General features: G+C 56.6%; 12 protein-coding genes and 1 tRNA gene. 8 read left to right on the forward strand and 5 right to left on the reverse strand.

Annotation, left to right across the window (positions count from 1 at the left end; translation table 11 throughout):
• Positions 1-125 precede the first annotated feature (125 nt).
• The 3 genes from HZB29_12460 to HZB29_12470 all read right to left on the reverse strand — a co-directional run bounded on the left by HZB29_12460 (position 126) and on the right by HZB29_12470 (position 1,327).
• Positions 126-455, reverse strand: a complete 330-nt coding sequence (locus HZB29_12460; protein ID MBI5816411.1) for a DNA cytosine methyltransferase — start codon at positions 453-455, stop codon at positions 126-128.
• 111 nt (positions 456-566) lie between these two features.
• Positions 567-643: transfer RNA gene (locus tag HZB29_12465), tRNA-Arg, on the reverse strand.
• A 117-nt stretch (positions 644-760) separates the two neighbouring features.
• A complete protein-coding gene (locus tag HZB29_12470; GenBank protein MBI5816412.1) occupies positions 761-1,327 on the reverse strand; it encodes an inorganic diphosphatase in 567 nt (188 codons plus the stop codon).
• Positions 1,328-2,001: 674 nt separating this feature from the next.
• Here HZB29_12470 and HZB29_12475 point away from each other — a divergent pair.
• From HZB29_12475 to HZB29_12500, 6 genes are all read left to right on the forward strand, one after another.
• On the forward strand, positions 2,002-2,502 hold the full coding sequence (locus HZB29_12475) for a hypothetical protein (protein ID MBI5816413.1): 501 nt from the start codon (positions 2,002-2,004) through the stop codon (positions 2,500-2,502).
• 404 nt (positions 2,503-2,906) lie between these two features.
• Positions 2,907-3,347: a 50S ribosomal protein L13 gene (gene rplM, locus HZB29_12480; protein ID MBI5816414.1), complete on the forward strand. Its 441-nt coding sequence runs from the start codon at positions 2,907-2,909 to the stop codon at positions 3,345-3,347.
• Complete coding sequence (rpsI, locus tag HZB29_12485) at positions 3,348-3,749, forward strand: 30S ribosomal protein S9 (protein MBI5816415.1); 402 nt, start codon at positions 3,348-3,350, stop codon at positions 3,747-3,749.
• Positions 3,750-3,964: 215 nt separating this feature from the next.
• Complete coding sequence (locus HZB29_12490) at positions 3,965-4,981, forward strand: N-acetyl-gamma-glutamyl-phosphate reductase (protein MBI5816416.1); 1,017 nt, start codon at positions 3,965-3,967, stop codon at positions 4,979-4,981.
• Positions 4,978-6,195: a bifunctional glutamate N-acetyltransferase/amino-acid acetyltransferase ArgJ gene (gene argJ, locus HZB29_12495; protein ID MBI5816417.1), complete on the forward strand. Its 1,218-nt coding sequence runs from the start codon at positions 4,978-4,980 to the stop codon at positions 6,193-6,195. The genes HZB29_12490 and argJ overlap by 4 nt, the downstream gene beginning before the upstream one ends.
• A gap of 237 nt (positions 6,196-6,432) precedes the next feature.
• The gene (locus HZB29_12500; GenBank protein MBI5816418.1) at positions 6,433-7,407 is read left to right on the forward strand and encodes an NAD-dependent epimerase/dehydratase family protein; all 975 of its coding nucleotides are present in this window, start codon (positions 6,433-6,435) and stop codon (positions 7,405-7,407) included.
• Positions 7,408-7,768: 361 nt separating this feature from the next.
• Here HZB29_12500 and HZB29_12505 read toward each other — a convergent pair whose 3' ends face one another.
• Complete coding sequence (locus HZB29_12505; GenBank protein MBI5816419.1) at positions 7,769-9,022, reverse strand: peptidylprolyl isomerase; 1,254 nt, start codon at positions 9,020-9,022, stop codon at positions 7,769-7,771.
• A gap of 145 nt (positions 9,023-9,167) precedes the next feature.
• Positions 9,168-11,540 carry a hypothetical protein gene (locus HZB29_12510; GenBank protein ID MBI5816420.1) on the reverse strand — a complete coding sequence of 791 codons (2,373 nt, stop codon included), beginning with the start codon at positions 11,538-11,540 and terminating at the stop codon, positions 9,168-9,170.
• 357 nt (positions 11,541-11,897) lie between these two features.
• Between HZB29_12510 and HZB29_12515 the strand changes: the two genes are divergently transcribed.
• Both HZB29_12515 and HZB29_12520 read left to right on the forward strand, forming a co-directional pair.
• The gene (locus HZB29_12515) at positions 11,898-12,137 is read left to right on the forward strand and encodes a type II toxin-antitoxin system prevent-host-death family antitoxin (protein ID MBI5816421.1); all 240 of its coding nucleotides are present in this window, start codon (positions 11,898-11,900) and stop codon (positions 12,135-12,137) included.
• Between the two features lie 35 nt (positions 12,138-12,172).
• Positions 12,173-12,568 carry a type II toxin-antitoxin system VapC family toxin gene (locus HZB29_12520; GenBank protein MBI5816422.1) on the forward strand — a complete coding sequence of 132 codons (396 nt, stop codon included), beginning with the start codon at positions 12,173-12,175 and terminating at the stop codon, positions 12,566-12,568.
• The last annotated feature ends 277 nt before the right edge of the window (positions 12,569-12,845 follow it).

Here is a 12,845-nt window from a genome sequence, read left to right on the forward strand (position 1 = left end):
AATCCATTCTTCCCTTGCCAGTTTTCCCGTTACCGTTTACTCTTTTCATGTGACCTCCTTGCTTTCCGTTGTTTTCGTTCAAAAACATGGTAGCAGGTGAGGTCATACCTTCGTTTCAACTAAGTTTAGGACACTTTCCTTATTGCTACTTTTCCTGCAGCAAGCAGAAGGCTATTTCTTGGGTCATCAATATCTCGTTTACCGGCTGTCGAAAATCCTTGGCAAGGTGAGCCAGCTAATAATACATCTGTTGCTATTTTGTGATCAAAAGGAAGTTTGCCAATGGATAAGTCTGCACAATATGTTGGGGACTGAAAATTGGAGGAGTGAACAGCTAGGACTGTTGGATTAATATCTACAGCACCAAGGCAAGTAAAACCAGCATCGACAAATCCGAGGTCAAATCCGCCACACCCCGAAAAAATGCTAAAAAATGTTGGTTTGCTTGTCACCATGCTAATTATGCAAAATCTTAAACAATATGTGTTTCCAAGCCCCCGCAGTGACGACCATATGACGACCGATACTTTTTACCGCTAGCTAAAGAGTTGTAACCCCATGAAAAATGGTGCCCTCGGCGAGATTCGAACTCACGGCCTACGGATTAGGAATCCGGCGCTCTATCCTGCTGAGCTACGAGGGCTTTCGCGATTCACGAATCGTCAATTATATATCGTTGCGCGCAAAACAAAAGTCCATTTTTCGGCGACGGCAACTTTCCCGTCCAGCGTGATAATTCGCCGGACGGTGGCCGGGCCGATCAAACCGCCGCGGGGGTGTGGCCATGCTGGCGCAGAAGCGACTCTTTTTCCCGCGCGAAATAGTCCAGCGCCTTTTGCACAGCCTTGGCCGCCTCGTCGTGGTTGAGGAAGTCCTTCACCTTCACTTCTTTGTTCTCCAGGGTCTTGTATTCCTCGAAGAACTTTTTCAGCTCGTCGCGCTTGTAGCGGGGAAGCTGGCTTATGTTGAATATCTCGTCGTAGGCCGGGTCGTTTGCGGCCACCGCGATCACCTTGTCGTCCAGTTCCCCCTGGTCTAGCATCTCCATCATGCCGATCACGCGGGACTCCACCATCGTTCCGGATGGGATGGTCTCCGAGCATAGCACGAAGATGTCTATCGGGTCGTGGTCCTCGCAATATGATTGCGGGATGAATCCGTAGCTGTGGGGGTAATGCACGGCGCCGTGCAGCACACGGTCCACTTTCAAAAGGCCGGTGGTCTTGTCCAGTTCCAGCTTCAGCCGGGAGTTTCTCTCTATTTCTATAAAGGCGTTGACGTATGTGGGCGCCTTTTCCCCCGGGATTATGTCAAACCAAGGATGCATCTTCAATATTCTCCAAAACGACGGTAAAATCCCATTTTGGTTTGAAACCGCCGGTGCGTCAAGCGGCATGAAGAGATTTTTTTACGATACAGCGTTAAATCGCGTGAGCGTCAATTTCCCAAGGCAAGGCAATCTTTTATTGATACCGGGACTGTTTTTCTGGTATAAAATCAAGAACCTTTCTTGATTCATATTTCTTAAATCGCCATAACGGCTTTAGCTGAGGGGGACGGTACCGATGTTGCGAAGCAAGCAAGCAAGCAAGCAAGCAAGCAAGCAAGACTTAATCCATTAATAGCTGTTTTACTGCTTATCTTCGTTGGAGCCTTTACCGCATGTGGCGGCGGTGGCGGGTCATCGGACAAAGAATTCTTCTCGCTATGGAAGCGTGATAGCGACAATATGCCCATGGATCTCACCGGTGGGCATTTCAACGCCTGGGGCGTTATGTATTTCCTGACAACCACCAACATCAACTGTTACTGCAATGCCATAGCTATAGGAGATCAGTCCTCCGGCTCGGCATCGTTGCAAAGCTGTGGCCCAAGTTCCTCATGCAGCGTTTTTAATGGGTCATACACTTATACAAACAGCGGCGGCAGCTTGGTATTGTGCAATAGTGGTTCTTGCGCAAGCTATCATTAGCAGTCCAAAGCGATGAGAATGAGGAGAAAATGATGCTTACCCGACTTATAAGTTTTTTCATTTTTGCTTGTTTTATGATTTCCTGCGCTGGCCGTCAACCGCAGCCAATCACTGTATATCAACCGGACGATGAGCATCGGTCTTGCCGGGCGCTAGATGTGGAACTTTCCCAGACCGAAGATGAAATCAACAAGAAATATGCCGAGCATGTGAAAAAGCGTGAAGGACAAGTTGCTTTAGCGTTCGTTTCTGGTTTGCTATTTTGGCCTGGCGCCTTCTTTTTGGACTTGAAGGAATCTGAAAAAGTGGAGTACGACGCCCTTCGACAACGCTACAACCGCTTGTTGATAATCGCGGCGGACAAAGAGTGTGGTTTTGACAGAAAATCCGTACCGGCTATTGATGAAAGGATGCAGACTGCCAAGCCAAGCAACTCCCAATTGCTCGAGGATGCAAAATCCGGAAAGTATCTAAAGAAGCCAGAAAGCACCCCCAAAGGAGGGGAGACGGTGGGGAATAGCCACCCGTAGCCCGGTAACACAAAAGTAAGAAAGGGACTTAACTTTTAACTTTTTTTGTTGTGTAATGGCATCGGGGGTGTTTTCCTCCTGGGAGCGCTGGCGTCGCGCCCGGAATATTTTTCCCCTCCTTTTTTAAGGAGGGGTGGCGGCTTTTAGCCGACGGGGTGGTAAACGATTTGCGATAGTTTCGCATAAACCATTACCCCCTCCCGCCTTCGGCGTACTCCCCCTTATAAATGTGGAGAAAAAGATTTACGAGTAAGTTGGCCGCGCTCCCAGGGAAGGGCATTGCCTGGTTGCCAGCGCAAAGAAAACAAATTCGTGTTGACAAACTATGGCCACATCTTTAAACTTAACTTTTTCATTGAATTTGGACATCGAACTTTAGGACGGCGTTTGCGATGAAACAGAGCATGAAGACTTACTCGGCCAAGCCGGCGGAATTCCCCGTGGCAAAACGGGGGTGGACCCTGGTGGACGCCGATGGCAAGGTTTTGGGGAGGATCGCCTCTAAAATAGCGGACATCCTCCGGGGCAAGAACAGGCCCACGTTCACCCCCCACGTGGACACCGGCGATTTTGTCGTGGTGATAAACGCGGACAAGGTGAAGCTGACCGGGGCCAAGCTTGACCAGAAGATCTATTATAACCACACCGGGTTTTTCGGCCATTTGAAGTCCGCCACGGCGCGGGAGGTGATGGCGAAGAATTCGGCGAAGCTTATTTACGAGGCCGTGGAAGGGATGCTGCCCAAGAACAGGCTTTCCCGGCAATTGATAAAGAAACTGAAGGTTTACGCCGGGCCGCAGCATCCGCACGCCGCCCAGCAGCCGTCAACTGTGGAGATGAGATAAATGGCGACGCAGACGGAAAACCGCTATTACGCAACGGGCCGCAGGAAAAACGCCACCGCAAGGGTGTGGGTGCTTCCCGGTTCGGGCACGGTGAAAGTGAACAAGGTGGCCCCCCGGGATTATTTCAAGAGGGACACTTCGGAGATGCTCCTTCTGCAGCCGTTGAAGATCACCGGCCTGAAGGACAAGATGGACGTGGTCGCCACCGTCAGGGGCGGCGGACTGAGCGGCCAGGCCGGCGCTGTGCGGCACGGCATCGCCAGGGCGTTGCAGGTGTATGACGAGACCCTCCGGGGAGCCTTGAAAAAGGCCGGCATGCTCACCCGCGATCCGCGTGAAAAAGAACGCAAGAAACCCGGCCGGGCCCGTGCCCGCAAGCGGTTCCAGTTCTCCAAGCGCTGATCCGTATTCCCCCAGCGGGGGAACAAAGCTTGTACATCAAAGGGCTTGCGTATCGCGCGCAAGCCCTTTTTGTTTTTCCGCTTGGGCTGGCGGCGCCGCTTGGCGGGGTGTTCTTCACCCCGATGTCCTATTATAATGTGACAAGTCCGGGGTGAATAACACCCCGGACAGCGCAAGGCGGCTAAACGTTATACGGATTTAAGGCGAGGGTGAATATGATAGACGTGGGGATAATCGGGGCTTCGGGCTACACCGGGCAGTCGCTTCTGGAGATACTCCTGCGCCACCCCGGGGTGCGGGTGAAGGCGATAACCTCCGATTCGCTGGCCGGCAAGACGCTTTCGGAGGTGTTTCCGAAGTTATCCGGGCTCGATCCGCTGGTGTTTGAGAAGAGCGACGCGGACATCACCACGCGGAACATCGGCGCGGTGTTCCTTTGCCTGCCGCACACGGAGGCGATGGCGGTGGCGCCAAAATTCCTGGCCGCCAACATAAAAGTGTTCGACCTTTCCGCCGATTTCCGGCTGCGGGACGCGGCGGTGTATGAGCAATGGTACAAGGCGAAACATTCGGCGCCCGAGCCGATGGCCGGCGCCGTGTACGGGCTGCCGGAGCTTTACAGGGAAAAGATCGCCACAGCCAGCCTTGTGGCCGTGCCGGGATGCTATCCCACGTCGGCGATCCTTGGGCTTGCCCCGGTGATGGGGGAGGACTGGCTCGACCATGAGTCCATCGTGATAAACTCCGCCTCCGGCGTCTCCGGCGCGGGGAAGAAGGCCGAGACGCAATACATGCTCGCGGAGCTTTACGGCGATTTTTACGCATACGGCGCCCCGTCGCACAGGCACACGCCGGAGATCGAGCAGGAGCTTTCCGTGATGGCGCAGACTCGGGTGCGGGTGACGTTCATCCCGCATCTTCTCCCGGTGGAAAGGGGGATATACACCACCATCACCGCGAAGATGAAGGATCCGGCGGGCGCCGGGCGGCTGGCGAGGGAGTATAAGGATTATTATGAAGGTGAGAGGTTCGTGACGGTCCACGATTCGTTCCCTAAAATGAAGTGGGCGGTGGGGACGAACAGGATACACATAAGCGCCACGGCGGACGGGCGGACGGGGACGCTGATCGTCACCTCCGCCATAGATAATCTTGTGAAAGGAGCGTCGGGACAGGCTGTGCAGTGTTTCAACATACGGCACGGGCTTGACGAAGCGGAGGGGTTGCGATGAAAAAGAAAGCGGCGGCCGCGGGGAGCGGGGTCACCGCCCCGAAAGGGTTCGCGGCTGGCGGGATCCATTGCGGGGTGAAAAAGACCGCGGCCAAGGACCTGGCGGTAATAATATCCCTAAAGCCAGCCGTGGCGTCCGGCGTGTTCACGAGGAACAGTGTGAAGGGCGCCCCGGTGATATGGAGCAGGGAAGTGGCGCGCAGGGGGGGAGCAATGGGGATAGTGGCCAACTCCGGCAATTCCAACGTGCTCACAAAGGAGGGCTATGTGCACGCCGGCAGGATGGCCGCCGCCGTGGCCAAACATATCGGGTGCGGGCCGGAGAAAATATTCGTGGCCTCCACCGGCGTGATCGGGCAGCCTTTGCCCATCGAAAAGGTGGAAAAAGGGGTGGCGGCGCTCATGCCGAACCTTTCCCGCATCGGCGGGGGGGACGCGGCGGAGGCCATCATGACCACCGACCTTGTGAAAAAAGAGTTTTCGGCGCACACGGCCGTGGGCGGGAAGACTGTCACCATAGGCGGGTGCGCCAAGGGATCGGGGATGATAAGCCCATCCATGGCCACCATGCTCGCTTTTATCACCACGGACGCGGCCATGTCCAAGGCCGCTGTGCGGGACCTGACGAAACGGGCCTGCGACGCGTCGTTCAACAGGGTGACGGTGGACGGTGACACGTCAACTTCCGACATGCTCCTGGTGATGGCAAACGGAGCCTCCGGCGCGCCATTGATCGCAAAACCGTCGGGCGCGGCGTACTCCAAGGTTTTGGAAAAGGTGACGCAGGCGTGCGTCCATCTTGCCCAGGAAGTTGTGCGGGACGGGGAGGGGGCGACAAAGTTCATTTCGGTGGCGGTGAAAGGCGCCGCGTCGCAAAAGGCGGCGGAACGGGTGGCCATGGCAATCGCCAAGTCCCCGCTTGTGAAAACGGCGTTTTTCGGGCAGGACGCAAACTGGGGGAGGATACTTTGCGCGGCTGGATATTCCGGCGTGCCGATTGACCCTTCAAGGGTGACCCTTTCCATCGGCGGCGTCACGATCTTCCGCAAAGGAGGCCTTGTGAGCGGCGATTGGGAGAAGAAGGCCTCGGCCAGACTTAAACTGCGGGACATCGCCATGGTGATAGACCTTGGCGCGGGCGCGGCCTCCACCGAGGTGTGGACCTGCGATTTTTCGTACGACTACATCCGGATAAACGCCGATTACAGGACGTGAGGGTTTCCGACGTCATTCCGGCCTTTTTGTCATGCCGGACTTGATCCGGCATCACGGCTTCGGTTTTTCTTGCTTCCCCGTGGTCGCCTGACCACGGTTCCTTTTGCAACGCCGCCATTCTGGCGGCATGCCGGCGATACAACAGGCCCCGATCCCGGATAACCGAAACGGCTTCCGGGATGACAAAACACGGCGTCCCGCCTATCATTCATCCCCGCCTCACGCTACAATCATCCGATGACGGAAAAATGGTTAGTCACCGGCTGCGCCGGATTCATCGGGTCGGCGGTGATGGAGGCGCTTCTGCGAACGGGGGCCACAGTGGCCGGCGTGGACGACTTAAGCCACGGCTCGATGGAAAACATCAACGACGCCATCAATGCGGCGGGGCCGGGGGCGGGAGAGCGGTTCACGTTTTACCACGGGAGCGTCCTTGACCCGGCGCTTATGGAAAAGGCGGCCATCGGGGCGCGGATAGTCTCACACCACGCTGCGCTGTGCTCCGTGCCCCTTTCGTTCGAACGGCCGGAGGAGACATTCCGCGTTAACGCCGGCGGTCTTGAATCAGCCGCCAAAGCGGCGGCCAGCGCGGGAGCGCGCAGGATTATCTACGCCAGTTCCGCGGCGGTTTATGGAGATGGCGAACCGCCGCTCCGGGAGGATTCGCCACCATATCCAAAATCACCATACGCCGAAAGCAAACTTGCCAACGACAGGTTCGCGGCGGATTTTTCAGCGGCCACAGGCGCCGCGATGACAGGGCTTCGTTACTTTAACGTTTACGGCCCAAGGCAGAACACGCAAGGGCAATATGGCGGGGTGATCGGAAGATGGACACAGTCCATGCTAGACGGTGAAACGCCAACAATCTTTGGTGATCCATCCATAAGCCGGGACTTCATATTCGTTAAAGACGCGGCCATGGCCAACATTCTCGCCTCGCGGCGGACGGAGCCGGGCGCGGTGGTCCTGAACATCGCCACAGGCCGGGAGACAACCCTTGGAAAACTTTATGAAACGCTGGCGGCGGCGATGGCAAAGGCCGGAATCAACGCTCCTGCGGAGCCGTTGAAAGCACCGGCCCGGCCGGACGACATCGTGCGTTCCGTGGCGGACATATCAAGGGCGGCGGCGCTGATGGATTTTAAGGCGGCCTCAAGCCTTGAAGAGGGATTGTTGAAGACGGTGAAGTGGTTTAAGGGGAAGTTATAAGAATTAGACCACAGAGTCGCTGAATTGTTGGTGTCGTTCTGGGGCAAAGCCGAAGAATCTCCCTCTAACGCTATGAATCCGTGGTCAGGCCGGGCTGTTGCCCAAATGCTCATCGGGGTGTTCTTCACCCCGATGTTCCAAAGTCGAGTGAGTAATGCTTGTATAAACAAAGAGTCCGGGGTGAAGAACACCCCGGACAGCGTTCGTTTCGTGTGTTTTACCTTTTGGGCAACAGCCCGAGGCGACCACGGGGAAGCATAATCAGGAGTTAATTCACCACAGAGTCACAGAAGCGCGGAGAGGTAAATAAGCCGGAATCACCGGGCCTTAAGCGCCTCTGTGGTTTTAAAAGTCTTTTCCGCTATTTCGCGGCGGATTGGCCGCTGTACAGAAGCTCCACCTTGCCGGACTTTCGCAGAGCGTCCATAATCTTCTCAAAACGCTCTTCAAGGATGGTCTGCCGCGCCATTGGCGACGCCTCTTTATCGTTGCGTTTCTCTTTCTTCGTGATTTCCAGAAGCTTGAACACGCTGTATCCGCGCAAGCCCTGGACAGGTACCGTTATCCCGCCCGGTTTCACCGAAAGCAACGCTTTGTCTATGGAGGTGTATGGCCTGTCGCCAATGGTCAAAACGCCTATCCGGCCCGCGTTGGACTTCGCGTCCGGCGCCACGGAAAACTCGATGGCCAATTCGTGGAAATTTGCGCCTTCAATCGCCTTCTTGCGGACATCCTCCGCCTGTTCCTTCGTCTGCGTCACTATCAAAAGCGCCGTGGCGCGTCTTGGCTGGAACTTTAGATAGTCGTTGTCAGCGATATATTTTGAGATATCCTTTTTTGAAGGCTCGTTCTTTTTATTCACCTTGTCGCGGTATATGTTCACCGCCAGGCTCAAGTCGAACTCCGCGACAAGTTCCTTAAACCGTGGCGATTTATCAAGCCCGGCCTCTTTCCCCTCGGCGGCGAACAGCTTCTCTTCCACCACCCCGGCCAGGTATTCGAGCAGGTCTTTTTTCCCGGGACCCACCCGCGCCGCCTTATCGCGCACCTCCCCATAGCCGATCGCAAAAATCGAGGATTTCACCAGCAATGCAGTGTTCTTAAGCTTTGAAGGCTCTAAGGCGGCGATGTCCGGCGAGAACTCCACCCTGTACTTGTCATAAAGCCTGGCCCCTTCGGCTCCGATGGCCTCATTGCGTTTTTTTCCCTGGAGCATGGCGGCCGCCGCTTCCGCGTTCAATCCTTTTTCTTTGGAGAGCTTTTCGATCTGGGCGGGGCCCACCTTCGCCTTTTCGTCGAAAATCTTTCTACGGTAAAGCCCGGCCAATGTTATTTCACGGTATTCAGCCGATTTGGCGATAAACTCCTTGCTCTCCATAACGCCCGAAGCGGCCGCCTCATCGTATAAAAGCTGGGCGTCTATCATTCCGCGCAAAGCTTCCAGCGCCCGGGCGTTTTTCTCCAAAGCCTGGTCTGCGGCAAGATGCTCCGCCGTGGGAAGGCTGCCAAGGGTCCTGTTGAGTTCTTCCAGAGTGATGACCCGGCCACCCACCTTGGCGATGGGAGTGTCCGCCAGGGCCATGTGGGCGGAAAAAGCAAGTAACGCAAATGTCATTAAAGTTGTTTTTGCGGACAGCATTATTTCAAAACTCCGTTTTACTTGTGGCCCCGTCAACCTGACGGCATGCCGGCGTTGCGCATAAAAAAGCGGCCGGAGGCGGTTTTGTCCAAACCTGTTCTCCGGCCGCGTGTTTCACAGCTTACTTCTTCGGATTGGCGCCGCCAAGATCCGGAGCGGTGGCGTGGATGTACGACACCGCCGCGTCAAAGTCGTTCCCGATCGGCTTGCCGTTGTACAGCCGCTTCTCGGCTATGGCCGGCACGCCCCCCTTGTTGACAGTGTGGCACGCGGCGCACTTCACCGGGCCATGGCTGCCGTCCGGGTTCATCGAGGCCGCCTGCTTGTAGGTCGTCAGGTCCACCTTGCTTGTGACAGGGTAGAGGCCGTGGATGGACTCGTGGCAGAACTGGCAGCTTAGGCCCGAATGCCCCTTCGAGTACCTCATAAGAGAGTACTTGCCCGGCTGGTTGATCGGGAAAGCCACGCCCCCCTGGCCTTCCACGAACGGCGCCGCGTGGCAGTCCGCGCAATGCGGCTCGCCGGCGGACAGCCAGTAGTCCCTGCCGTGGGTGGCCGCTTCATACGGCACAGCCGCCCCGTTCTTCAACTTCCTGGCGTCGCCCGGGTTGGCGGAAAGGATGTTGACGCTAACGTCGCCGTCGGCGTCAGTGGAGGCCACCGGCCCCTTGTCGTTCACCTCGATCACCGCGATGTCCGGCACAAGGCGCTTCTTGGCCCATGTGAGCATCACGCCAGAGTCCTTGTCCTCTCCTTTAAGGGGAGTCTTCGGGTCGATGAACTTGTTGACCAGATCGTCCTTGGAAACGCCAACTGCCTTGGCGATGTCATCCAGTGATTTGTTGCGGATGGTCTCGCCGGTCTGCAGGAAGGCGTTCTGCAGGTTGTCGCGCTGATAGAATTCGCGGGTGAGCTGGTTGTGGCAGTTGGTGCACCACAGCCCCTTGGACTTGCCCCCTTCGTTGGCGACCTTGTCCTTCAGGTACGTCCCCACCGCGTTAAGATGCTGCTTCTTGCTGGCAAGGTCTTTCCCTTTGCCGGGGTTGGAGTGGACGTCGCGGCCGACGAAACAGCCGCCCGCCGCGTCGCGGTTGTCCGCGTTCTCATAGGCGTTCTTGCCGTCGGTGGTTATCGGGTAGCCGGCCATGCCGCGGTCCTGCCTGTGGGCGGGGTGGCATCCCTGGCAGGCGCCGGTGCGCCCCTTGGAGTCGGGCAGCGGCCGCACGGACTGGTGCGTCCGGTGCAGCGCCTCGGTCAGCGCCGGGATGACGGCATCCTTGTCCTTCACCGTGGCGGAAGCCTCGCCGGCCTTCTTCGATGAAAGCTTGCCGATGACGTTGTCCGCGTGGCATTCCTGGCAAAGCACCGCGCCCCGGCCCAGCCTGTTGGAAGTGGCCTTGGCGTTGTAGTTTTTCAGGAAGTCGGTGCCGTGCCTGGAGTCGTGGATCTCCATGATGGAAATCGCGGTGGCCTTGAGCCTTGAGAACCACTCGGAGGCGCCCACCGATTTCCAGTACTCCATCTCGCCTTTGTACTTGTTGAACTTGCCGCCGTTGGCGTTCTCGTTGGCGTGGCAGTTATAGCAGTTTGGCACGTCTATCGGGTTGGTGCCGGTGTACGACACCGGTTTGCCGGTGCCTGTGTCCATCACCGCTTTGCCCGATTTTGCGTCCACCAGCGTCACCCGCGCCTGCTGATACGGCTGGATGTCCCTCTCGGTGATCTTCATGATCCCCTTGTTCACCTCGTTGTCCAGGAACGGGGTGAGCGGAAGGCCGAGCGCCTCCCATATGCCGGGGTTTGTGAGCACTATCGGAACGTTGTCGAGCACCGGGGACTTGGTGAACACGATGGTCCCCTTGTCGCCCGAATACTTCAGATGGCTCCCGGACACCGGCTGGCCGGAAGGGCCCGAGTCCATAGGCACCGGGATTTCCACGCCCACACGCAGCTTGTCGGAGTCCTTGGAGGTCTTTTTCGGGTTGGACCCTTCCAGGTCGGCGTAAACATAAAGATGCCTGAAATAAGCGTTGGCCACCGACTCGTTGGCGCCATAAGGGTTGCCGTCGCCGTTGATGTCATACGGCACGTTCCAGTAGGCCATTTTGTTGCCTTCGGAGTATGTGTTGTTCACATGCTCGTAGAACAGCTTGTAGCGTTTGTCCCCGTCCACCAGCACGGAAGGGTCCTTCGGATCGGCGCCAAGGACGATTGGCCTGCTGTCGGACTTGTCGAACTTGGCGTGCTTGACCACCTGGGTCAGTATGCTGTTGTACGGCGGGAGCACGCAACAGTACGAGAAATCGAATCCCGTGCAGTGCATCCCCAACTCGTAGTTGATGGATATGACATAGTCATTCCCATCCTTGCTTTTGGCGGCGGCGGTCTGCGCGCTTCCAAAAGCCCCCAACGCAAGCGCAAAAAGCGCCAGCGCCGCCGTCCGTTTCCACATGGAAACGCCCGGCCACTTAAAGAATCCCCTCCGTTTTTCCATGACAAACTCCGCGAAGAAGTGAACGGTTAAGCGGCCGCGCCATATAACGGCATAGACCGCGGTTATGAGCGAAAAAACATGGCGGGAAAAATCCCCGCCATTAAGAATCCGGACTTTGCGCAAACGGCCTTGGACGGCCATGCGCGTAAAACCCTTGTCACCCTCTGGTCAGTTCCAGAATATAGACCCGGCGCAGGTGATAGTAAAGGGGATGGCGGAAATAATTCCCGGGCGCTATATGAGAGCATTCATAAATGTATATAGATATGGGTGAAATGAATTAAGTGGAATTGCCGCTGGAATGTTTTCTCGAAGAGTATTAGACTAGTGTCAGACCAGTCTATATAAGGAAGGCCCATGGCGACAGTCGGATCCTATGAAGCCAAGACACATCTTCCCGAATTGATCGAGCGCGCCGCCAAAGGGGAGAAGATAACGATCACAAGGCGCGGGGTGGCGGTGGCGGTTTTGGCCCCGGTCAATCCGGCCCGCGCAACGCCTTTGCGGGAAACCATCGGCCAGTTGAAGCTGTTCCGCAAGGAGCGCAAACTCAAGGGGCTTTCGATCCGGCGGATGATAGAGGAAGGAAGGCGGTGACCCGGCTCCGTTTCGCCGTGGACAACTCGGTGGTGATGTCGTGGTGCTTCGACGACGAAGAGGACAGTTATGCCGATGCGGTCCTTGAAAGCCTGGAGAACGCGGAAGCGCTCGTCCCGGCGATATGGCCTCTTGAACTTGGCAACGTATTGCTTGTGGGCGAAAGGAAAAAGCGCCTTGACGCGGCCTCCGTGGCCCGTTTTCTGGCGCTGTTGGGCGGCCTGCCGATCACAGTGGAGCAGGAGACCCCCGAAAGGACCCTCAACGAAATCTTCTCGCTTGCGCGTGAAACGGGGCTTTCCACCTATGACGCGTCATATCTCGACCTTGCCATGAGGCTTGGGCTGCCGTTGGCCACGCAGGACGCGGCCTTGATGAAGGCCGCGAAAAAAAGCGGGGTTCCGCTCTTCCATCCAGCCGGATCGCGGTGAAATCCATGGGAGGAGTCTGGCGGCTGGCCGTAATCATAACAAATCGTAACGAATCAGGAGTTTCCCTTCCTCAAGCGTTAACAATAGGGGGCCATATGAATTATAGCAAGACCGCCGGGAAACTCCGCTAACGAATCCAGCGCGTTGCCTCACGGGAAAAGGTAACCGAAGGGGGCGTGGATTTTCGCCTCATGGTTCATTGGCCCATAACTCATTAAAAAGCCTCCTGAGTATTTTTTCAAATTCTTTTCTCAAGTGGAAGGGATTGAGCGTGCCA

The sequence above is a fragment of the Nitrospinota bacterium genome (assembly GCA_016235255.1).
Classification (GTDB): domain Bacteria; phylum Nitrospinota_A; class UBA7883; order UBA7883; family JACRLM01; genus JACRLM01.